Origin of the sequence: Streptomyces sp. NPDC047022, from assembly GCF_040644155.1 — a bacterium.
Taxonomy (GTDB): Bacteria; Actinomycetota; Actinomycetes; order Streptomycetales; family Streptomycetaceae; genus Streptomyces.
The window spans coordinates 39953-61285 of record NZ_JBEYVV010000004.1; the positions used below are offsets into that span (position 1 = coordinate 39953).

Sequence of the window (21333 nt, forward strand, 5' to 3'; positions counted from 1 at the left end):
TGCTCACGCCGCTCCTCTCAGTACGGTGGTGCTGTCGGTGGACCACAGATCGGCGACCCACGCCGGCAGTTCGGCGGGCTCGGTGTCGTGGACGACCGTGAAGGGGCCCCAGCGGGTGGGGCTGCCCGCAGCTGGGACGTACGAGTCGGCCGTGTGCAGAGAGATGTGCCAGCCGAGTGGGCTGCTCGGGCCGCGTGAGGCGGGCGGGCACTGGCCGCGGGGGTGTTGGAAGTACAGGTGAGTGCCGCCGAAGGGCGTGCGCACGGTGTACGTCTCGGTCGGGTACGTGGCTCCGTGCCGTTCGGCGAGGACGGACAGGACGTCCGCGCCGTCGACGACCCCGGGAAGCTGCCACTCGGGTGGAGCCTGGAGTCCTCGTGTCGCCGGGACGAGGTTGAGGACGACCAGACCGGACGGGCACGGCACGATGCCCACCCCGAAGGCGCCGGCGCTCCAGCAGCGGCGTATGCGCTCGGGGTCGGTGGTGGCGCGATCGTGCCAGTCACGTACGGCTGGAGTGAGGCCGACGACCTGCAGCGGGAAGATGCGCCAGCCGCGGGATGCCGCCGCCAGAGCGGTGGCCTCCAACGCCGCCCATCCCTGCGTGCGGTGAGCACTCACAGCCGCACCTCGACATAGACGCGGACAAGAACGCTGTCGCCGTGACGGTTCGGGTACGGTTCGGAGGCCTCGACGACGGTGACGACCTGACGGAGGCGCTCAACGAGTTCGGAGGCATCCTCCTCGGTGGCGATGAGGCGGATCTTCACTGGGGTCCTCCTGGCGTGGGAAAGAGCTCGGTCTGTCCAGGTGCGATGAGGCGGGCCGCTCGAGTGCGAGCGGCGGTCACCGCGTGCAGACCCGCGTCGTAGGCGAGGTGGCAGGGCGCGCACATCGCGGCGAGGTTGTCGTCGTCGCAGTGCTCGGGGATGTCGTCGAGGTGGGCGACGCTGAGGACGACGCGCGTGCCGGTGGCGGGATGGGGTTCGCCGTTCACGGCGGTGCACCGGCTCCCGTGCCGACGCCCGCACCGGCCGTCGCATTCACAGCGGCCTCCGGCGCGTTCGAAGCGGATGCGGTGGCTGATCTGCGGCCAGTCACGCGGGTAGCGGGTCCGCATCTCGGGGCGGATGGGCATCAGTGCCTCCCCCACGGGACGACGGGCCAGGACCCGTCGATGACCACGGTGGGGTCGTTGCGGCGCTTGTACTCCTGTAGGGAGGCCGCCTGCTCGGCAGCCCACGCCCTCTGGTGCACGTGCAGGGCGTGGACGTCGAGACCGGCGAGCCTGGGATTGAGGTGGCCGAGCCACCAGGCCAGACGGGCTGCGGCGAGGGCGTCGGAAGCCGCGTTGAGGTCCCCGTCGTGACGGACGCGGTGGTGCTCGCACAGTCCCCGCAAGGTTCGGCTGCCCCGGCGGAACCGGTCGAGGCGCTTGTCCAGGAAGAGCGGGTCGACCACAGGCCAGAGGCCGTTGGGGCACTGCTCGGCGAGCGTCGGCAGGTCGTGGCGACGGCAGTCCCGATCGAGGACCGTCAGCGCGTGCGGGGCCCGGAAGACGACGAGCGGGATCTGCTGCCGCAGGCTCGCCGCGAGCGCGCCGGTGATCGCGCCGAGTGTCTGGAGCGAGTCCTCGCCGCTGGCGTGGGCCTGCTCAGTGGTGACGCCGTGGATGGCGGAGGCCTGCTCGGGGATCGGGATGCCGGGATTGATCAGCCAAGTCGTCGTCTTTGTCGGCTCGCTGCCGCCGAGGTGGATGAGGTCGGGGATGACGACGCGGACTGTCTCGGGGTCCAGGCCGGTGGTGTGGAGGTGGACGGCCGCGAGTCGGCCGGTGTGCCAGGTGGTCATCACTTCACCCCCGCCGCGTCGTCCCAGGCCGTGTAGTCGTAGCTGTGTATGTGGCCTTCGGGGTGACCGTGCATGGCGGTGGCCGCCGCGAGCGCGAGCGTGGCGTGCACCTGGGCCTCGGCGAGCAGCGACAGGTCCTCAGGGCTGCCGCGGTCCTCGATGCCGAAGGCGTGGTCGAGGAGCTTCTCGGCCTCGTGGTAGTGGTCGGGTCCGGTCATGGTGGGGCTTCTCCTTCATGGGGTGGCCGGCCTCCCGGCGCGGAGTCCGCTTACGCGCCGGGAGGGGCGTGCGGGGAGTCAGGCGTTGTCGAGGCGGTGGCGTGCGATGAGGAGCGCTAGGAGGTCCTCGTCGTTGGTCTGGCCGACGTACGAGCCGGAGGGGGACCAGGCGTGCCACCAGAACGAAGTGGTCCGGCGGTAGTCCTCGGCGGTGAGGGCGACGGTGTAGCCGTTCAACTCGCCGGTTTCGACCGGCTGTCCGAGGGTCTTCTTCACGGTGTTCAGCTCCTTTCGGAGGCGGAAGATGTGTGGCAGTCGAAGCAGTGGCCGTAGCGGCGTGGTAAGCAGTAGCCGACGTCGCGGCGGCAGTCGGGGCAGAAGCGGCGGGCGGCCAGGGCTTTGGCGAGGGCCTCGATCTGGGGCCAGGTCATGAGGCGCTTCGGCTTGGCCTGGCGGCGCAGGTAGAGGTGGGCCTCGCGCTTGCCCTTGCGCCAGACCAACCGGGCCGCCACGGGCCCGCCCGGGCTTAGCCGCTCGGCGGCGAGCTGGCGGCGGGTTGCGTAGATGCGTCGGTCGGCCTGGTTCCAGGCGAAAACCGGGAGGCCGCCCGTCATTACGCGGCCTTCTGGCGTGCGGGCTTGGCTCGGCCGCCGAGCAGGCCGCGTACGTAGTCCGCGCTTAAGCCGACGCGCATGGCGATTTCTGTTGTCGAGGTGCCAAAGGAGGCCAAGTGCTCGACCTCCTCGCGTCGTTCGGCGGCGGAGATCGCCTGACGGGATTCTGTGTGCGGCTGGGCCTCGGGGTCGTCGAGGGCATCGTCGTCCCAGGCCATAGGACCGGCCCAGCCACGGGAGGATGCGTACCGGCAGGCGCGGCCCACCTGCGCCGCCTGCACCCCGTGCCCCGTCGGGTCGGCGTCCCACCAGGCGTCGTACAGCTCGGCGACGCGGCGGGCCGTGGAGGCGAGTACCAGGCGCTCGTGGAGCTGCAGGCCCTGCCCGTGGCTCCCGAGGGCCCGCGCGATGTGCACCTTGGGCCAGCCGACGGCGACCAGAGCGCGGATGCGGCGCCAAGTGCCGGTGGCGTCCACGAGCGCGCCGTCGGCGACCAGCTCGGTCGAGTAGTCGACGGCGAGGAGGCGGTCGGCGACTTCGTCGCGGATTCGTATGCTGGGCTTCGGGCTGCCGTAGAGCAGCTTGTTGACGGTGCCGCGGGCGACCCCGGAGAGGTCGGCGATGCGGCGCCAGCCGAGGCCGCGGGACATGAGGGCGCGTACGTGCTGACGAGCGGGGGTGGCGTCGACGTACGGCTGCCAAGTCCCGTATGCCTTCTGCCGGGAACGCTTCTGCTCGTACTCGCGGTGTGCGGTCCTGCAGGCGTCGCAGCGGCAGGCGTGAACGCTGTAGCGCGCTCGTGTGCCGTGGGCGGGCAGCTGCTGGGCGGGCATCACTGTTCACCTCGCAGGGCGGCCACGATCGGTCCGGCGTGGCCGTTGATGCCGGCGGCCAGCGCAGCCACGGTGCGCTTGGCGTCGTCGACCAGGCCGTGACCCCTGGTGTGCTCCTGGGGAGGCAGTCCCCAGGCCCCGTCCACGACCAGGCGCACGATGGTGGTGGTGAGTAGCGCCGGACGCTTGGAGCCCGGCTCAAAGTAGCTGGCGTAGGCCGAGAGGTAATGGCGATCCGTCTCCCAGTCCTGCCAACCGAGAGGAATGTCCCGGGCTGCTCGCAGGTCGTAGTGGTGGAGGGGCACCTGCACGTCGATGACCAAGCCGCCCTCGTCGTCGGCGAAGGTGGGCGTGATTGCTCGAAGATCCGGGCGGATCCCGACGTAGCCGGGAGACATGATCGGGGACGTCGCCACCTGCCAAGCAGCTGCGGCGAACTCCTGCGTCGGCAGCGGGCTTTCGGACTGGTTGTACTCGTGGAATCGCGTGAGGCGCTGCTTGAGGTAGGCCCCGTAACGGGAGTGGCCGTCGGACGCGTTGCGCCGGTCGTGTTCGTCGTCGACGAGGGCGAGCGTCGTCGGGCTCCAGGTTTCGGTGGTCGCGTGCATGATGGACGTACTCCTTTGCACTGCTTGGTGGTTGAGGGGTTCCGCGGGGCGAGGCCGTTGCTGTAGGAGGCTGGCGGCTTTGTCCCGCGCTTCTGTTGTGGTGCCGGGCCGATCTGTCCGGTCCGCCGTACCGCCCCGGCGTCTCGACGAACACCTCGGACGGCACAGCGGACCGTCAGTCCTTGGCCGACCGGTCGGACGTATGTATCGGCTTGTCCGACTCCGCACCGGGCGTGCTCGGTGCGGAGTGCGACGGCTTCGGCTGGGGTGCCTCGTGGGCATCGCTGGCGGGGCCGCTCAGCTGGTAGCCGACGAAGAGGCCGGCGATGAGCAGGGCCACGTGGCGGTGCTGCTTCCACCAGCTGGGCTCGGCAGGCTCGCTGAGTACGCCGATCACGCGTGGCGTCTTGGACATTCGGGGGTCTCCCAACGGGTTCGTGTGGGTGAGGAACATGGCGATCACTTGCGACCCAGAGCGATGGTGATGCCGCCGACTCCGCCCACGCCCAGGCTTGAGAGTGCGACGGCGGTGTGCGTGGCGGCGTCCAGGAGGGCGGCGAGGCCGTAGAAGCCCGCGCCACTGGCGGCGATGACCACGGAGGGTCCGAGCCAGCGCCAGGGGTCGCTCTGCGGGCGGCGGTGGCCAGCGCAGGTGCAGGACGTGAGCGAAGCCTGGGCGGGGCCCGCGGTGGTCGAGGTGAGGTAGTGGCTCGCCGGGATGTGCCCGGCGTCGGCCTGTTGTGTCGGGTAGGTGGGACGCAGCATCCTTGACTCGCTTCCTGTGAAGGGAAGTTGCGGGTCCCGGCTTGTCCTGCCAGGGATGAGTGGCCGGGACCCGCGCCTTCGCGATGGCTGTTACGCGGCTTCGCCGATGGAGCTGGTGTCGTACTCGGTGTGATCCGGGTGGGCCCATACGCCGCTGCCGAGGCTGACGACCAGGCCCTTCTTCTTCAGCCGGGTCAGCGCGTTGCCGATGACGCCGACCGGGACGTTGAGGTCCCGGCTGATGAGGGCCCGGGGCGCGGGCTCTCCGCGCTCTTCGAGGTAGGTGAGGATGTCCTCGCCGGTCTGCGCTGTGGCGGTCATGGACTCGGCCATGACTTTCTCGACGGCCTCCACCGCCTTGGGCCGGGCCTCGCCGCCGGCGGTGGTGTTCTCGGTCTCGGGGAGCGGGAGCTCCTCGCCGTGCAACCGGGCCTCGGCCCGCTCGGCGCGGGTGGCGTAGACCTTGCCGGCGGCCTTTACCGAAGCGGTCTCGATGACGGTGGTCTCGCCTGCGGTGGCCCAGTGCACGACGTCCTCGACGAAGTAGCCGCGGAACTGGGCCTGGCGGTCGTCCGGACCGTTGAGGTAGCCGAGGCCGGCGGTCTTCGAGCCGTCGGGCCAGTATTTGGGGAGCTGGGAGGGGCGCACGTCCCAGCCGTTCAGCGCGATGGTGTCCGAAGTGGTCGACGCCGTACGAAAGATGACGACGTTGCCGGAGTGCAGCAGCTCGCGGATATCGGTGGACTTGTCCTCGCTGCCGTAGTAGCTGGCCTTCGGGCCCTGGAAGACGAACCTGAACTTGATGCCGCACTTCCGGGCCATGGCAACGAGTTCGAGGACGAGCGGAACGGCGCCGGGCAGGGCCAGGACGCGGTGGGCTTCCTCGATGGTGATGGACAGCAGGGGGTCGGGGTCGCCGACGATGAAGTTGTCGCGGCCGATGAGCTCGCGGCCCTTGTCGTCGGTCCACTTCATGCGGGAGTAGCGGGCGGAGCGCTCGTACATCACGCCGCGGGCGGCGTAGAGCATTTCCAGGCCCTCCTGGGCGCTGTGCGCGAACCAGTCAACGGCGTTGTGCTGCCAGCGCGGCAGGGACTGCCCGCTCTGCGGGTCGCACACCCAAGAGACGATGTCGGGGTGGTGCCGCTCGATGGACAGCAGCATGTCGACGAAGCGGGACTTGCCGCCGTCGGTGGTGCCGTAGACGACCGAGTGCTTCGGGCCGCTGTCCGGTCCCCAGAAGGCGTAGTGGGTTGGGGCGCCGTCGTAGAAGGTGCCGACGGCGGCCCAGCCCGTCTTGTCGTCGAGGACCTGCGGGCCGGGGAACGGCACGGTGTCACGGAGCGGGTGCTTGGTGAACACGGCGATGGTCGCCCTGCGCGCCGAGCCGCCAATGACCGGCTCGACCATGACGTCTTGGACGCCGAGGTCGTAGACGCCCGCGATGTCGCCGGCCGCCGAAGCGGCCTTCTGCCAGGTGTTGCCCTTGCCGCGGGGCAGCACGATCGTGCCGGTCCAGCCGTAGTCGGTGGTGACGACGTCGACCAGCTCGGCCCCGGGCAGGATGCTGTCCGGGCCCTTGGCGGAGACGTACTGGTTCCACAGCAGCATCTGGTCCGTCAGCGCGGGCGCCTCGGCGGCGGGGGCGGTGCGGTTGCGCTTCCACCAGTAGCGGCCGAAGACCACAGCCCATGTGGTGAGAAGCCCTGGGTACGAGGAGTCGCCGAACTGCGGGCCTCCGGTCGAGGCCATGGCGGTCACCAGCCCCGAACCGGTCGTGGTGGCGGCCGCGGCCCACACCATGTCCTTACGGGAGGGGAGCTTGCGCTTGTACTTCGGCAGCGGGCGGCCGTCCCACTTCGCCCAGATACCGGTGGTCGTGGCCATCCCGACGCCCATGGCCGCCGCAGTCTTCCAGCCGTCGGCCGGTACGGAGAGGAGACCGCCGGAAGCCGCCATGGCGGAGACCGCGTACAGCGGGGCGAGCGGGCGGCGCTTGTCGTAGAGGAACCGGGCCGTCTTGCGGACGGCACGCTCGGGCCACTCCTGCTTCCGGCGGTTCTCCTTGGTGGTGCCGGCGGCGGATGCGTCGGTCTTCTCGACGTCGGGGGTGACCGGCACAGTGGTGTGAGCCATGCGCGTCGTCTCTCCTCAAGTTCACGAGCAGGTGATTCAGGGGGAGTTGTGGGTGGCGCTGGCGGGCACGGGGATAGAGGCCCTCGTGCCCGCCGATCCGTGGGCAGCGTGGTTACTCGGGGGTGTACGCCTCGCGCTTGGCCATCGCGGCGGGTGCGGCGGCGACGGCCTCGGCGATGCCGCCGTGGCGCTTGTGCACGTTGTTCGCCGCGTCGAGGGCGACGGATGCGCCATCGGCGGCCGACGCGAGGTAGTTGCGGGCCCCGGTGAGCTGGGCCGTGATGGCGTCGCGGAGAGCGGCGATCTCGGCGAGCGTCTCCTTGTCGAATTCGAGCACGGTGGCCTGCTCGAGGATCGTCTCGATGGCGCCGAGCATCTGAGCGGCCCGGCTCTCGATCTCGGTGGCCTCCTCCTCGTTGGTGGTGGACTCGGCGGCGACCTGCGCGAGGGCCCGCTTGAGGGAGCTGACGTTGAGAACTTCGCCAATCTTGGTGATGGCCATGGGGGTTCCTCCTGCTGTGGTGGTCAGGGTGTCGGTGGTCGTTTCGGCGGGGGTCGAGTCGGGCTTGGGGGCGGGGACGACCCTGAGATGCGGGGTGTTCGGCTCCGAGGCCGCCGTCGAAGGGGCGGCCGGGGCGGTGGGCGGCTCTTTGCCGGGCGCAGGCGGCGGGGCTGACGGCGGCGCTGTGGTTGGTGCGGGCTTGAGGGGAGTCGAGCCCGACTTCTTCACCTTGCGACCCTCGTTCCACTCCTCCGCGCGGGCCTTGCCCTTCGGCCAGCCCTTCGCGAAGCCGCGGCCGAAGTCGCGGGTCAGGATCCAGCCGCCGACGAGCGTGGTCCCGGCGAAGGAGCCGGCCTTGACGCCCCAGTCCGGGGACTTGCCGGTGGGCTTGGCCTTCTTCCCAGCCCGCTTCCTGACCTCGGCCTTGCGGTGCTTTGCCTTCTTCGCCTTCTTGACCCGCTTCCGGTAGTCCTTCCGTACGCCCTCGATAGCGTTGTGCACGGCACTGCCGATACCCCAGGCGAGCGCGACGATGATGACGAGCCCGAGCATGGTCTTCCTCCTCTCGTCAGCCGATGTTGAAGAGCCAGGCGATGAGTCCGCCGATGAGCGAGGCGATGAAGCCAAGGGCGTCGGCGATGAAGGCGCCCGCGTTGCCGGGGATGGTGATGGTCAGCGGCGGCACAGTTGCTGCGAGCAGGAGTGTTCGGCCCCTGATGTGGTCCTGCCGGAAGTCGCTGATGAGCAGCAGGAGCAGGAACAGGGCAGGGATGAAGGTGAGTGCGATGCCGGTCCACTCGCCCACCCAGGACGCGGCCCAGGTATTGGCGGCGGTGACCCGCTCGTTCCACCAGGCGCCAGCCGGAGTGGCGACGAGGCCGATGGCGGCCGTGAGGACCAGGAGGACCTGGGCACGCGGCCCTTGGACCTTCGTGGCGATATGGCTGAGTCCTGGGAGCCGGTCGGCGAGGTACAGCACGCCGGCCGTTCCTACGCAGGCCCCACCGGTTGCGGTCGAGATCCCGGCGTCGATGACGGACACTCTTTGAACCCCCTTGCGATTACGAACTGTTGGTGGTTTCCTCGCGCGCGCGTTCGTGCGTGCTGGTACGTGGTCCCTGTCGATGTCGCAGCGGCCGCGACACGCGACATGCGACACGTCACTCGCTGTCACTTCCGGCGAACTCCCGCCGGATCCGATCCAGGTGGGCGGTGGCCTTCTCCCAGGCCTCACGCTGCAGTCCCTCGGGGAGTCGGTTGACTGTGGCCCGGAGCCGGTCCCATGCGGTCGCTGCCTGGGTGCGCGGTCCCTGCTTGCGGGCCTCGGCGATCCGGTCGCCCCAGTGCTCGGCTCGGCGGGCCTGGCGCTCGGCTCGCCGCTCGACGAGCGGCTTCTTCCGCGTGGACGGCTTGGACCAGGGCGCGGTGGTCACTTGGCACCTCCGTCGGTGTCGGGCGTGTGGTCCTGGTGGTCAGCGGTGACGGCTCGGATCTGATCGAGACCCCACGAAGGCGAGCGGTCGTATTTGCGGGCCACCGCGCGGGCGCCGAGCGGCTGCTCTGCGGCGAGCGCGTTCCTGATGTCGACGCGAGCCGCGTCCCGGTCCTGCCGGTCCTTCTCGCGCTGCTTGGTGTTCGCCCTCGTCTGCTTGGCGGCTGATGCCTTGGCGCGGCGTGCGGTGTTCGGGGCGGGGAACTTCTCGGTGTTCGCGTCCGAAGGCCGAGAGGTGTTCGCCGAGCTGTTCGCGGTTGGCCGGGGGGCGGTGTTCGAGAACGCCTCGGTGACCCCGTTCGCGAACGGGGTGACGGAGGTGTTCGCCTCGGTGGAAGCGAACGGCGACGGAGCGGCCTCGTCGCTGCCCTGGCCCTCGCCGTTCTCGTCGTGGTGCATGAGTGCGTGCACTCGCCACACCACGTACGGGCCGATGCCGGAGACGATGATGACCAGCCACCAGGCGGGCACTCCGCCATCGAGACCGATGATCTTCCGCTCGGCGAGGTGGTAGACGGCGTTCGCCAGGAACATCAGGCCGATCGCCGGAGCCTGGTCTTTCTCCTGCCGCACAGCGGCGACGGCGTAGATGTCGATGGCGGCGGGCAGCATCGCGGCGACCACGGGGCCGAAGCCCACCAGCCGCGCGAGGTTGTACTCGCCGGAGGCGGTCAGCACGACCGCCGCCACGAGGGCAACCCAGGTCAGCCCTCGCGACCACCGCTGGCGGGACTCCTTCGCCTTGGCCCGCTTCCGCTCCTCCTGCCGTCGGCCGGCCTCGGCCCGAGCGGGACCGAGGATGTTCTCGGCTTCTGCGGTCGCGGTCTTACGTGCATGCTCGATCAACCGGGCCGCGGCGGCCTCGGCATTCGAGTGGATCCGGTCGGCCTCGGCCTGCCGCTGCTCGACTCGCTCGGTCGCCGCCTGCAGCACCCCTGCGGCCTGGCGCTTCGCGTCGGCGAGAGCCTGGTCGGCCTCCACCTGAGTCCCGAAGAGCACGTGACCGTTCAAGGACCGCGGCCGTGGTGCGGGCCGGAGCGTCGACAGATCAATGCCTGACGTCACGTGCTCGACTCCTCACGGTCACACACCTCGACGTTGCGGCCGTGAGCCGCTTCCAGGAGGTGCTCGTAGATCTCCCAATCCAGGGCGGACCAGGTCTCGATCGGCCCGTGGCTGCGGCGGAAGGCGGTGGGGGTCGCCTCGTCGTGTGCATGTGTCTTCATGCCGCCGCCTCCAGTCGCTTCTGGGCGAGGTGCCGCCGGAGCGCGGCCCGCTCACGCGGGGTGGTCGCGCCGAGCACGGCGTACTCGTCGCCGATCCGCAGGGCCTGCATGAGGCACTTGCCTACGACCGGGCAACCGCGGCAGACCCGCTTGGCAGCCTCGGCTTCCTCGGCGTTCTTGGGGTGGAAGAGATCGGGGTCCTCGTCAGCACACGCGGCGTTCGCCTCGATGACCTGACTGAGCCGCATGAGCCGCCCACGCTCGGCCTGGCGGGCACGCCAGTCGTAGGTGACGGGCGTCAGATGCTTGGTTCCGGGGATCGTGCCCGTGGTGCGTCGCGGTGTGGCCATCTCAGCCCACCTCCGCAGCGGCCGGCGTCTCCGCTCGCCAGGCGGCGGTCCAGTCGGCGGCGTCCACGAGCTGGCCCGTGTCGGAGACGGCGTCCATCAGCCGCTCGATCGCCTTGATCGGGACGAGGATGCGTCCACGGATCTTGATGCCGGGGAACTCGCCGTCGCGGATGGCGCGCCACAGGGTCTGGTAGCTGACGCCGAGCTGGTCGGCGGCCTCGGCGATGGTGACGGCGAGCCTGGTGCCCGGGCGGCGGTCGCGGCTGGTCCGCTGCAGCTTCACGACGGGCGCCGGGGTGGGGTCACTAACCTGGTTGTGCATCGATCCTCCTGCGTGATCAGGGGGTTGATGTCGGGCCCCGGTGAGGGGGCTTGCGGGGTGTTGCACCACCTCGTGGTCCCAGTTCTCGCTGGGGCCCTCTGCTCTGTCAGGGACCAATGCCGGTGCCGCCTCCGATGAGCGGAGGTCGCCCAGATCTCTCCCTGGCTCTCACATAGTGCTCTTTGAGCTCTAAGAGCGCAAGGTTTCGCGTCTGATTTTCCGGGTGAGGGTGTGGTGCACTAGGAGCACATAGGGCACGCACGAGAGGTGGGTATGGCGGTCAAGAGGTCGGGCCAACCGGCATACGCGCAGCTGGCGGAGGATCTGCGGGCTCAGATGCGAGACGGTTCACTCGCTGTCGGATCCGAGATCCCGTCGACGAGTCAGTTGATGAGCAAGTACGAGGTGTCCAACACGGTGGTCAAACGGGCCCTCGACCTTCTGAAGGCCGAGGGGCTCCTTATCGGCCAGCAGGGCAAGGGCGTCTTCGTGCGCGAACTGCCGGCGGCTCCTGAACCGTCCGCTGCGGACGTCGCGGCCGTCATGCGGCGCCTCGATGAACTCGGCGCGAGGGTCGAGCAACTCGTTGATCGCATTGCGGCTTTGGAGCAGACCCGCCCGACTTCGGCGCAGCAGCCCTCTCAAGAGCCGTGACTCGTACCGGCCCCGGCGCCTCTGCTTGCTCAAGGGCAGTCATACGTACGTCCAACTTCGCGACCCTTTTCTCGAGGTCGTCGAGGCGAGCGAGCACCGCCATCCACTCCTGTTCAGACATCGCGCTTACCCCTGGTGATCTGGTGTGTCAGTCCTTGATCCCCTGATCTTGGGCACAGGTGCAAGGCCGGAACGCTCGGGACCTCCCAACTGCCCGCAGGGCGGGCTACTACCTCGCTCGCCGGCCCGCAGAGCGGGACGAGGCCAGCCGACACCCTGCTGCTTCGCCCACGGCCTTCGGGCCGGGCGAGCGCCGAGTTCGTTCCCTGATCGGACATCTCGTTGCCTCCGGTTCCCGGTGATGTCCTCAGGTTGGCCCCAGTCAAGACGAAGGACCCGGACACTCTGTCCGGGTCCAACTTCAGGCTGCTGAAATCTCGTTGACTGAGTGTCAGGAGACGGCTCGCTCAGCCTCGGTCAATACTGCATCCCACGGGTACCGCCGCCCCGGCATCCCGGCGCGTGGCTCAGCGAGCGGCCACACCTCCGGACCGTAGACCAACCGCACCCCGGCGTCGTGCAGGGCCTTGATGTGCCCCTCCCACGCAGGGTGCCGAGAGTGTGCGGCATTCACGCGGGGCCAGACGACAACAGGGAGATCGAGCGTTCCGATCGCCTCGTTGAGCTGAGTCAGTGCCTGGTTGTCCGAGATCCCCAAGGCGAGCTTCGCGACTGTGTTGGCGCTCGCGGGCGCGACGACGTAGCAGTCAACGGGCGGATGTGGACGGGAGTCGCCCGGCAGTCGTGGTTCGGAGCGAACGGGCAAGCCCGTCAACTCCTCGAGCCTCTCAGCCTCACCACTCGCGCGGAGCCACTCACCCGCAGTCGGCGTGAGCGTGACCGCGACGGTCCAGCCGCCCTCGAGCGCGGGAATCACGAGCCCCGTACGCAGCTCCTCTACCCCGCCGGCGCTCGAACCGACGACGCCCAGCACCTTGCCCTGCACCGAACTCACTGCACCGCCCTGCATCGCTGGGCCATGGCGAGCAGCTCGGACGAGTGGCTGCCGCCCGTGACCGGGGACTGTTTCCTCAGGTCGCGAAGGGTCTCGCGTACGCGGGGATTGTTCCGTACGAGCTGAGGTGACGTCTGCTCGGCCTCGCGTAGTTCGCTGAAGGAGTCATCGACGCGACCACTCAGGCAGAGGGCGCGGGCGTAGTCGATGCGGTGGGAGACAGCGCGCTCGGCCGGCATGTGGTCGACGTCGATGTCTCCGTTCTCGACGACGTAGGGGATGTTCTCCAGGTCGAGTTCGATCGAGAGGCGATGCAGCTCGACGTTCGTGGGGCCGAAGCACGTCTGCCAGTAGTTCTCGTCCGAGCCGAGGCGGTCAGCCAGCGTCTTCGCCTTCTGCAGTAGGGAATTGGCGGTGTTCCGGTCCTGGTGGCGGGCGGCAGCCACCGCGGCGCGCAGGTGAATCATGCCGAGCAGGCTCAGGGCGGAAGGGTCGTCGTCGCTGACCTGCCGGGCGAGCCAGGCCGCGGCGGTGTCGCCCAGCTCGAGAGCGTCTTCGTAGCGGCCGTTGGCCAGCAATGCGTGCGTACCAGACCGAGCGGCAGAGACGAGCGACAACGGATCCTCGGACTCGTCGGCGGCGTGCATGGCGCGTTCGGCAGCGAGCCAAGACAGGTCGGACTCGCCGACCTTGGCCAGCGTCGTCGCTGCCAAGTGATGAGTACGAGCCGAGACGGCGAGACCGCGGCGTCGGAGATCACCGTGCGGGAGGTCTTCGAGCTCTTGGGCGGTACGAAGCAGCCCGGGAAGAGCGGCAATGACGTTGCCCAGGACGCCGGTCTGGTAGTCGTCCCAGCTGCGCTCGACGAAGGCCTCGGCTTGCTCCGGACGCGGCAACTGACGTTCTGCCGTGGGCCCGAACAGCAGCTTGGACAGTCGGCGAGGGCTCATCAGAGCGTCGCGTACGGCCGGCACGTCGTCCATGTGCTGGTCGTCGTCCTCCATGAGGACGGGCTGCTCCATCAAGTCGCCCAACGGGACGCGCAGTACACGGGCGAGCTCGGCGAGCTTGTCGATCCTCGGTGGCTTCCGCACGCCGCGCTCGATCTTCGACAGCCAGTCGGTGCTGTGCCCCACGAGGCCGGCGAGCACGGGCTGTGTGTACCCCCGGCGCTCACGGTAGAACGCGATTCGCTCGCCGATACTGAGGTGATCCCCAAGACCACGCATGTGCGGTGCCTCCCCAACGGTAGGTCCGTGTTCAACGGTAGCGTCGAGTCGAATGCCGAGGTGAGGGACCAGCCTGGATCCGTGCCGCCAGGGCTCAGGATCTGTGGCGAGGGGGAGGCCGGGCCGGACACTTTGTCTGGCTCCCTGGGCCCGGGAGCACGAGGACGCTGATGCTCACCTTCTTCGTAGCGGAGAGTGACGAAGTCTGCCGGTCGGGAGCAGGGACCGGCGCTGACTCCCGCCAAGCGACAGGGATTACGGGGCAAATCGTTGACCAGGAGCTTTGCGCCTGTCCGGGGGCTCAGGACAAATGCAGGGATTTCAGGGATGAAGCTCGTTATCCCTGTTATCCCTGTTATCCCTGTAACAGCCCTGCGCTTTCCCTTGTCGGTGTTTTCGCACGTCAGTGATTTCTCCTGTAAACCCTGTCAGGTTGGGGCGTCGGCGACGCGCATGTCACCTCCGAGGTCACGGAGCGTGCTCGCCCTTGGGGCTGAGGACTGCGCGGTGAGCAACGACCGCTCGCACTCTGACGGAGGGCTCCCTACGTCAAGCGCTGCCGGTCGGTGATTCGACTCGGTCGTGAGTGTCTGTCCCGCCAGACGGACCGATTTCAAGATCTATGCCCGCCCGGCGGGAGTAGGGGAAGTAGTTCCGGCTATGGCGGTCGCAGGGGCCGTACGAAGGCGTAGAGCTGCGGAAACAGCCGCTGCCGGAACTCCCCCGGAGGAGCCCTGATGCCAGATTTCTCCAACTCTCCGCATGATCCGACCACCATTTCGTTGCCTCGGCTGGTCGGGATTACCCGGGAGGGTAATCCCCTTCGTCCTCTCCCTCTCTTCGATCACGAGCGATCCGCGCTCCACAGGGCCTTGGCAACCCGGGGGACCGGCGCAGCGGTAGCCCTTGCCGAAGGGGGTTCTCCGTGGCCTGGCTGACGAGGATCGTCGCGGTCGAGCAGGTCGAGTACCGGCTGCGGCAGCAGGCGGGCTGCTCCGTGGTCGGGTCATCGGCCGAGAAGACGGTCGTCGTCGACGGCGCGGACGAGGCAGTCGACTATCGCCTGCGCCTCGAGGGCGGCAGCTCCTTGGTATGGGTGGGGGCCGGACTCCGCCTGGTCGGCCTGGCCGACGGCGAGGTCTTGGACGAGGAGGGCAAGAACGCGGCGCGACGGCTGCTGAACGGGTGCCACCCGACGACCGGAGCCCGGATGCTGAGCTCGCGCAATTCCGCTCGGGCCCATCCGAAGGCTCAGTTGACCACCGCCCGTGCCGTCGTGGCGCTGGTTGAGGCGGCTGAGAGGAAGGGGGTGGAACCCACCGCCCTCCTGGAGGGCAAGCCCAACCAGCAGCGAGTCCTTGAGCGGATGCAGCGCATGGTGCACCGCCGGGGAGAGGGGCACCGCATGCAGGTTGGGACGCTGCACAAGCTGGTCCGGGCGGCTGGCCTCTCCCTCGCCGATATCTACGGTGCGGAGGAACTCGCCGAAGCCTGGGCGCACAAGGACAGCCGTGTCGACGCACGGGTCCGCGGATGGGACCTGGTCCTCGATCTGCCGAAATCTGACAGCCTGTTGCACGGTCTCATCGGCCTGCTGGACGCGGAAGAGCTTCGCTCTTTGGCGATCCAGGCCATGCGCGACACGGTTGTACAGCTGGAGCGGTGGTGCGCGTATGCGGTCGGCAGCGAGGACGGCGAGCTGGTTCGGATCGCGACCGGCGGGCTGATGGCGTGGGTCGTTGTGCACGAGAGCGCGCGGCCCGTTCAGGCCGGGGAGCCCGGAGATCCCCATCTTCATCTCCACCTGGTGATTGCCAATCTCGCGCTGTGCGAGGACGGCAAGTGGCGCTCGATAGCCAACTCGGGCAATGACCTTCACCGGCACGCCTCTGCCGCCGACGCCTACTTCAAGGCGCGGTTCCGGGCTCTGACTCACGAGCGGTTCGGTGTCCGGCGTGAACGGAACGCACCCACCGGTGCCTGGGAGATCCAGAGCATCCCTGCCGAGCTGAGCGACGCGTTCTCCCGCCGTGCCGCACTCGTGGACGAGAAGGCCGGTGCCGACGCCAGCCGCCAGGAGAAGCAGGCCGTCTCCATGGCGACCAAGCGCGACAAGCTCGACGTCGACGCGACCACGATGCGCGAGAGCTGGAGGCAACGCGCCGAACAGGTCGTCGACGACGTCGACGCGATGCTGGCTGCGGCTGCCCCCGGTCCGCCCGGTCCGGACGGCGGCGCCGGCGTCGACGGCTCCGGCACCCGCCCACGCATCCCGCCGCCCGGCGACATCGCGGCTGTCGTGTTCGACCCCAAGGAGGGGCTGACCGCGAACGACAAGACGTTCAGCCGCGCGCAGCTCCTGGCCGCCGTGGCGAACGCGCTGAAGTTCGGAATCGACGCCGACCCGGACGGCCTGGAGAGGCTGTGCGACGACGTTCTGGCGGTCGAGGGCTATGCGGTGCGTGTGCCCACTATCGGGTCCACCGTCATCTCGTCCGTCGACCGCTACACCACCCAGGACATCCTCGACGCCGAGGAGAGCGTCCGCCGGCATGCGCTGGAGAGGTTCGACAGCGGCGCCGTACAGCTCACCGGCGACCGGGCCGCGGCTGTCATCGACGTCTTCCAGGTCGCCGCCGGGTTCGAGCTGTCCGAGGAACAGCGCGCCGCGGTGACCCGGGTTCTGACCGCCGGGCACGGCATCGACACCATCGTCGGCGTCGCGGACGCGGGCAAGTCGACGCTGATGGAGGCGTGCCGGATCGGCTGGGACGCCACCGGCACCACGTACGCCGGCGCGACCCTTGCCGCGGTCGCCGCGAAGAACCTGACCGACGCCTCCGGCATCCCCGCCCGGACCGTGGCCGCCTGGCTCGGCGAGATCGAGAACGGCAACGGGCTGCGCGGCGTCGACGTCCTGGTCGTGGACGAAGCAACGATGGTGGACGACCGTGCGGCGGCCGTGCTGATGACCGAGGCTGCGCGCACCGGCACGAAGGTCGTCGGCATCGGCGACCACCTGCAGCTGCAGGCAATCGGCCCCGGCGGCTGGTTCCGCGAGGTCCACCGCCTGGTCCACGGGCTCACCCTCACCGAGAACCGCCGCCAGGAGGACGCCGCCGAACGGGCCGCGCTGGACGTCTGGCGCACCGGCGACCACGAACTGGCTCTGCGGATGCTCGCCGACGGCGGGCGCGTGCACCCCGCCGAGACCGCCGACGAAGCGCGATCCCAGATCCTCATGGCCTGGGACGAACTCCGGATGCAGCAGTGGGCCGACCCCCACGACCTCATCGCCAACATGGTGGTGCTCGCCGCCCGCAACAGCGACGTCGACGCATTCAACCTCGGCGCGCAGGCAATCCGCCGCGAGGCCCGCGAACTCGGAGACGAACACACCTACGCCCTGCCCGGCGGCGACACCCTCACCCTCGCCGTGGGCGACATCGTCCGCGTGCGCGAGAACGACTACCGCTCGCGCCGCGGCGAGGGCCCGGACGTACTCAACGGCTACCGGGCCGTCATCACGGCGACGGACGAACGCCACCGGGTCGAGATCACCTGGCGAGTCAAGGACACCAAGGCGCCCGGCGGCTACCGCGAGGAATCCGGCTGGGTGACACCGCAGAAGGTCACCGGCGGTGCGCTCTCCCTCGGCTACGCCATGACGATCGCCGCGAGCCAGGGCCTGACGTGCAACACGTCGCTGATGTACGGGCACGGCGCGAACGCCTTCGCCACGTATCCCGGCATCACCCGGGCCCGGCGCCAGAACCACCTGTGGCTGCCGCTGGCTGTCATCGAGGACGAGAAGACCCGTGCCCGGCTCGGGACGTCCCGCACAGAGAAGGAACAACTGGAGCGCGCCATCGACGCCTTCGCACGCTTCCTCGGACAGTCCCGGCCGGACGGCATGGTCTCCGACCTCCTGCACGAGCCACCGGCCCCTGCGCAGCTCCCCCGGCAGCGCGACCTGTCCGCCGAGGAGGCCCGCGCCGAGTCCGAACGCAGGCTCCGCCACGCCCACATGGCACAGGCCGCGCGAGCCAAATCCGCGTTCCTCTCACCCCGCCGGGCGCAGGACCAGGCCCAGCTCGAGGAACGGGCCCGGCACGAGGAGGAGAAGGCCAAGCAGCTACGTGCCCTCCTCCAGTCCGGGGCGGAGGTACGCGCGGTCCCGTCCCTGACCAAGCGTGTCTACGGCCGCGTCTCCCCGCAGAGGCTGAACTGGCTGATCGTCGAGGGCGACCGGCTCGCCGCCGACGCCGAGTCTATGGCCGCCGAGACGGACAGCAAGGCCCGGGAACTCGCCGCGCGCCTCGACCACGAGAGGGCCACCGGCCAGCCCACCCGGGGACAGCAGTTCGCCACCGAGGCCGCTGGCGTTCTCGACCAGGCGCAGGCGCATCTGGTCACCGCCCAGGAGTATCTGGCAACCGCGTTCGCCGCGGCCGGCCAAGCCGAGGATCGCACCAAACACCTGGCCAAGCTCGCCGAGAGCGAGGGCAAGAGCCGTATCGCGCTGCGCCTGGCGGGGACGTCGCTCAAGGAGCACCGCAAGCTGACCCAGGGTCTTACCGCGGAGCGCGCCGTCTACTACAACGTGGAGGCCGAGGCGAAGCGGGACGGCCGTCAGGCTCTGCGGGACGCCTGGACCGTCGTGCAGAAGAGCCGCATCGCCGAGGCCCTCGGCATGACGATGACAACCCCCGTACCCGACAGTCCGGAGAAGGCCACGCAGCAGCTCTTGGAGATGCGCTCCCTCGCCGAACGACGCGGCCACAGCATGGACAAGCGCGACCGCGACGACATCAGCCGCGCCGTGCAGAAGGCGGGCGAGTTCCGAGCGAGCGCCGACGGCCACCGCACCCAGGCCGCCGACGCCCGCTTGGAAAAGGAGCTGCGCGCCACGATCGCCGCGAAGTACCCGGCGCTGTACGACCGGGAAGTCACCGCCCGCCGTGCCCACCATCAGGAACAGCAGGCGAAGCAGGCGGCACAGCATCAGATGGTCGCCACCCGCCCGCGGCCGAACCAGTCCCGGGGCCTCGGCCTGGGGTAGGCAACCCTAGAAAGCACGATCGACGCCTGATCGGCACGACGCAGAGGACCCCGGCGATCAGCCACCGCCGGCGGTCCTCCTTCGTGGCGGGCTGGCCCGCTGGCACAAGCACATGCGCCGCATCTCGGTCCAATACCCCTATGTCATCCACATTTTGACTGCTACTCAGAGCACCAACCGAATAACCGTAATTATCCTGTGTGTTCATTGAGCGCCTGGCAATGCCCCGCCATCGCAGTCGGCAGCATCGACCCCATGCCCCCGGCCCCCGTCGCTGAAGAAGGACAGGGAGCGGCAGGCCCGGGGGCGCGGCAAGGCGGCTGCCAGCAGCGCACCGGGGTTCTCGCCGTAGGTGACGAACGTCGCGGGCTGGGCGGGCCTTCAACTCCGGCACGTGCACCTTCAGGCTCTCGTCGACGAGCTCGATGTGTTATGGGCCGGCTGCGAAGCCACCGTCTCGGAAACCGTCCATGCCCACGGGCTGCGCAACTGCCGCTACCGCGGCACCGCGAAAACCCATGTCCAACACGTGCTGACCGCGGCTGGCACCAACACCACCCGCCTCAATCAACGACCCGACCGACAGCACCGACCCGGCACACCGTTCCACCGGCTCTGCAAACGGCTCGCAAGCTGAAGATCACCAACAGCATCACTTCTGTGGAGCAGTAACGCTGCGTGCTGTCGAAACCCTGCTCACCCGCCCCGGGTCCCAGGTGGCGTCCCACCCCGTCTCGGGGCCACTGCAGGCGTATTCCGCCTCACGCCCTCAGCTGCGTGCTCGTCGCGAGAGCATGGGGTGGTGATCCGCTACGACACCGAGATACAGGCCCTGTACCGCCGCTATTGCCTCCCCGCGCGCCGCTACCTAAAGCTCGGCGGAGCGGTACTTCGCATGTCGCGCGAGGAGTACGAGCCGTTCGTTCAGCACCTGGCCGCTGATGCGAGGGCTATTACCGACGCCGAGCTCACCACCCTCTTCGAAGGCAGCTGGCGCGAGCGGCGGACCGCGGCATGGCTCGCCGCAGTCTCGCGCCGTGACCACTTCCGTGAGCGTCTGGGAGCGCTGCTGCTGGAGAGTGAGGTCTGCTGCGCGGGTGGGGCCTACTGTGTGGCACTGGCGAGTTTCGGCACCGCACGGGACGCCGACTTGCTTGCCGCTTACCTGGATCGCTACCTGCGTCGGCCCGACCTGGCCTACGACCAGCCGACGGCCATGGGTGCCCTGGCGTACACCGACTCCGTCCTGCACGGCGACCGGGCCAGCCACTTCCTTCAAGAGGGCGGCCTGTGGCGGCAGTGGTTCCAGGACGCACCCCACATGCACGGCGATGACGGCATCTCCACCTACCTGGGCGGCATTCGCCTCGCCTGCACCGTCATAGACGAATGCGCCGACACCTGACCCCATTGGCTTTGTTCACTGCGAAGACTCTGGCTTAACGCCCGTGACGCGGCCACCCTCCGTCACGCCAGTAGGACGCGCTTGCGGAGAAGTCGGAAGCCTGCCCGCCCGAACATCTGGAGCTTGAGCATCTTGATTCTGTTGACATGGCCTTCGACCGCGCCCGAGCTCCAGGGCCGGGTCAATCCGGCGGTGACGGCCTCGATGTCGCGGTCGATGCTGGCCGCCAGCCAGAGCCGCCCGTCATGAGCGCGCCTTCGCTCGCGCGAGTTCCTTGAACTTAATTCGGGCTGCGGGTGTTCCGGCTGACGTCTGCCAGTACGGATGCCCGGCGATGCGCCGGGACAGCTCCTGCATTCCACAGAAGATCCACAGGGAGTCCATGGAACCGCCGACATCGGTCACTGCCGTTGCGCGTGATCAAGCCAATCTCTGCGTGATCAGCGCGGACGCCCTGAGAGTGACGGGTGCAGGAGCCCGGTTCCGGTAGAGCGATGAACGACCGATGCTTCAGGGCGATAGTCGACGGGTGATGCATTCCGGTTCCGGAGTCTCGCAGGCGTCGACCTCTAGTGCGGACTCGAGTGTGATCTGGTCCGGAAATCGATCCTGCATGATCATTCCTGTGTAACTTGATTCGTGCATGACATATTACCGTTCAGTAGTTATGCCATGCGTCGCATTGTTTCTAAGGGGTAGTTCGCTGCCCAAAGTGCCTGCTGTTGACCGCTTGGGTTCGGCGTGAAGGCGCTCTCAATTTAATTACGGTTGCTTGTCTATCGCTTAGTTGGTTCGGGGTCGGGGAGGGCGTCGCGTGGAGGTTGGGCGGATGTGTTGCACAAAGGGTTCCGTTTCCGGCCCTGCCGTCGGCGAAGCTATTAGTTGCGCTCCTGGCGGGCTGCAGACGGGTAATAGGTGGCAACTTAATGATGTGTGCTTGATGTGCGGCAGGATCTGTGGCGGCCGATGACTATCGAGCTGGGTTGATCATCTGCTTTCGATGTGAGACTCCATTACCGGCACCGCCGACATGCCCACCACGTCCTGAGCC

At 68.8% G+C, this 21333-nt stretch carries 24 protein-coding genes and 2 pseudogenes; 4 read left to right on the forward strand and 22 right to left on the reverse strand.

The annotated features are described in order from the left end of the window. Positions 1 to 3: 3 nt before the first annotated feature. The 19 genes from ABZ845_RS06850 to ABZ845_RS06940 all read right to left on the reverse strand — a co-directional run bounded on the left by ABZ845_RS06850 (position 4) and on the right by ABZ845_RS06940 (position 10917). On the reverse strand, positions 4 to 621 hold the full coding sequence (locus ABZ845_RS06850) for a bifunctional DNA primase/polymerase (protein WP_360973806.1): 618 nt from the start codon (positions 619 to 621) through the stop codon (positions 4 to 6). Next, complete coding sequence (locus ABZ845_RS06855; RefSeq protein ID WP_360973809.1) at positions 618 to 770, reverse strand: hypothetical protein; 153 nt, start codon at positions 768 to 770, stop codon at positions 618 to 620. Before ABZ845_RS06855 ends, ABZ845_RS06850 begins: the two co-directional genes overlap by 4 nt. After that, entirely contained in the window at positions 767 to 1138 is a 372-nt protein-coding gene (locus tag ABZ845_RS06860; protein ID WP_360973811.1) for a hypothetical protein, read from the reverse strand. Before ABZ845_RS06860 ends, ABZ845_RS06855 begins: the two co-directional genes overlap by 4 nt. Next, a complete protein-coding gene (locus ABZ845_RS06865; RefSeq protein WP_360973814.1) occupies positions 1138 to 1851 on the reverse strand; it encodes a 3'-5' exonuclease in 714 nt (237 codons plus the stop codon). Before ABZ845_RS06865 ends, ABZ845_RS06860 begins: the two co-directional genes overlap by 1 nt. Next, positions 1851 to 2069 carry a hypothetical protein gene (locus ABZ845_RS06870; RefSeq protein WP_360973817.1) on the reverse strand — a complete coding sequence of 73 codons (219 nt, stop codon included), beginning with the start codon at positions 2067 to 2069 and terminating at the stop codon, positions 1851 to 1853. The genes ABZ845_RS06865 and ABZ845_RS06870 overlap by 1 nt, the downstream gene beginning before the upstream one ends. Before the next feature lie 78 nt (positions 2070 to 2147). After that, entirely contained in the window at positions 2148 to 2345 is a 198-nt protein-coding gene (locus ABZ845_RS06875) for a hypothetical protein (RefSeq protein ID WP_360973820.1), read from the reverse strand. 5 nt (positions 2346 to 2350) lie between these two features. Beyond that, on the reverse strand, positions 2351 to 2683 hold the full coding sequence (locus ABZ845_RS06880; protein ID WP_360973823.1) for an RRQRL motif-containing zinc-binding protein: 333 nt from the start codon (positions 2681 to 2683) through the stop codon (positions 2351 to 2353). After that, positions 2683 to 3516, reverse strand: a complete 834-nt coding sequence (locus tag ABZ845_RS06885) for a hypothetical protein (RefSeq protein ID WP_360973826.1) — start codon at positions 3514 to 3516, stop codon at positions 2683 to 2685. The genes ABZ845_RS06880 and ABZ845_RS06885 overlap by 1 nt, the downstream gene beginning before the upstream one ends. Next, positions 3516 to 4124 carry a hypothetical protein gene (locus ABZ845_RS06890; protein WP_360973829.1) on the reverse strand — a complete coding sequence of 203 codons (609 nt, stop codon included), beginning with the start codon at positions 4122 to 4124 and terminating at the stop codon, positions 3516 to 3518. Before ABZ845_RS06890 ends, ABZ845_RS06885 begins: the two co-directional genes overlap by 1 nt. A 175-nt stretch (positions 4125 to 4299) precedes the next feature. Next, positions 4300 to 4539: a hypothetical protein gene (locus ABZ845_RS06895; RefSeq protein WP_360973832.1), complete on the reverse strand. Its 240-nt coding sequence runs from the start codon at positions 4537 to 4539 to the stop codon at positions 4300 to 4302. 44 nt (positions 4540 to 4583) lie between these two features. Beyond that, positions 4584 to 4889, reverse strand: a complete 306-nt coding sequence (locus ABZ845_RS06900) for a hypothetical protein (RefSeq protein WP_360973835.1) — start codon at positions 4887 to 4889, stop codon at positions 4584 to 4586. A 90-nt stretch (positions 4890 to 4979) separates the two neighbouring features. Continuing rightward, on the reverse strand, positions 4980 to 7025 hold the full coding sequence (locus ABZ845_RS06905; protein ID WP_360973838.1) for a hypothetical protein: 2046 nt from the start codon (positions 7023 to 7025) through the stop codon (positions 4980 to 4982). A 112-nt stretch (positions 7026 to 7137) separates the two neighbouring features. Continuing rightward, the gene (locus ABZ845_RS06910; RefSeq protein WP_360973841.1) at positions 7138 to 8079 is read right to left on the reverse strand and encodes a hypothetical protein; all 942 of its coding nucleotides are present in this window, start codon (positions 8077 to 8079) and stop codon (positions 7138 to 7140) included. A 16-nt stretch (positions 8080 to 8095) separates the two neighbouring features. Beyond that, a complete protein-coding gene (locus ABZ845_RS06915; protein WP_360973844.1) occupies positions 8096 to 8569 on the reverse strand; it encodes a hypothetical protein in 474 nt (157 codons plus the stop codon). A gap of 118 nt (positions 8570 to 8687) precedes the next feature. Then, positions 8688 to 8960: a hypothetical protein gene (locus ABZ845_RS06920; RefSeq protein WP_360973847.1), complete on the reverse strand. Its 273-nt coding sequence runs from the start codon at positions 8958 to 8960 to the stop codon at positions 8688 to 8690. Next, positions 8957 to 10084: a hypothetical protein gene (locus tag ABZ845_RS06925; protein WP_360973850.1), complete on the reverse strand. Its 1128-nt coding sequence runs from the start codon at positions 10082 to 10084 to the stop codon at positions 8957 to 8959. Before ABZ845_RS06925 ends, ABZ845_RS06920 begins: the two co-directional genes overlap by 4 nt. Further along, positions 10081 to 10245, reverse strand: a complete 165-nt coding sequence (locus ABZ845_RS06930) for a hypothetical protein (protein WP_360973853.1) — start codon at positions 10243 to 10245, stop codon at positions 10081 to 10083. Before ABZ845_RS06930 ends, ABZ845_RS06925 begins: the two co-directional genes overlap by 4 nt. Beyond that, on the reverse strand, positions 10242 to 10595 hold the full coding sequence (locus tag ABZ845_RS06935; protein WP_360973856.1) for a WhiB family transcriptional regulator: 354 nt from the start codon (positions 10593 to 10595) through the stop codon (positions 10242 to 10244). Before ABZ845_RS06935 ends, ABZ845_RS06930 begins: the two co-directional genes overlap by 4 nt. A gap of 1 nt (position 10596) precedes the next feature. Then, a complete protein-coding gene (locus ABZ845_RS06940) occupies positions 10597 to 10917 on the reverse strand; it encodes a helix-turn-helix domain-containing protein (RefSeq protein ID WP_360973858.1) in 321 nt (106 codons plus the stop codon). 273 nt (positions 10918 to 11190) lie between these two features. On the opposite strand from ABZ845_RS06940, the gene ABZ845_RS06945 reads away from it, so the two are divergent. Beyond that, positions 11191 to 11571 (forward strand): GntR family transcriptional regulator, encoded by a 381-nt coding sequence (locus ABZ845_RS06945; RefSeq protein ID WP_360973861.1) that lies wholly within the window; start codon positions 11191 to 11193, stop codon positions 11569 to 11571. Positions 11572 to 12022: 451 nt separating this feature from the next. On the opposite strand, the gene ABZ845_RS06950 is transcribed toward ABZ845_RS06945, so the two are convergent. Then, positions 12023 to 12577: a flavoprotein gene (locus tag ABZ845_RS06950; protein WP_360973865.1), complete on the reverse strand. Its 555-nt coding sequence runs from the start codon at positions 12575 to 12577 to the stop codon at positions 12023 to 12025. A 5-nt stretch (positions 12578 to 12582) separates the two neighbouring features. Continuing rightward, positions 12583 to 13815: a helix-turn-helix transcriptional regulator gene (locus ABZ845_RS06955; protein ID WP_360973868.1), complete on the reverse strand. Its 1233-nt coding sequence runs from the start codon at positions 13813 to 13815 to the stop codon at positions 12583 to 12585. 925 nt (positions 13816 to 14740) lie between these two features. On the opposite strand from ABZ845_RS06955, the gene mobF reads away from it, so the two are divergent. The 3 genes and pseudogenes from mobF to ABZ845_RS06970 all read left to right on the forward strand — a co-directional run bounded on the left by mobF (position 14741) and on the right by ABZ845_RS06970 (position 20282). Further along, positions 14741 to 18877, forward strand: a complete 4137-nt coding sequence (mobF, locus tag ABZ845_RS06960) for a MobF family relaxase (protein ID WP_360973871.1) — start codon at positions 14741 to 14743, stop codon at positions 18875 to 18877. Positions 18878 to 19313: 436 nt separating this feature from the next. Continuing rightward, a pseudogene (locus ABZ845_RS06965) lies at positions 19314 to 19514 on the forward strand (transposase); the annotation flags it as partial. Between the two features lie 165 nt (positions 19515 to 19679). Continuing rightward, positions 19680 to 20282 carry a DUF6000 family protein gene (locus tag ABZ845_RS06970; protein ID WP_360973874.1) on the forward strand — a complete coding sequence of 201 codons (603 nt, stop codon included), beginning with the start codon at positions 19680 to 19682 and terminating at the stop codon, positions 20280 to 20282. Between the two features lie 62 nt (positions 20283 to 20344). On the opposite strand, the pseudogene ABZ845_RS06975 reads toward ABZ845_RS06970, so the two are convergent. Then, positions 20345 to 20509 (reverse strand): annotated as a pseudogene (locus ABZ845_RS06975) (ISL3 family transposase); the annotation flags it as partial. Between the last annotated feature and the right edge of the window lie 824 nt (positions 20510 to 21333).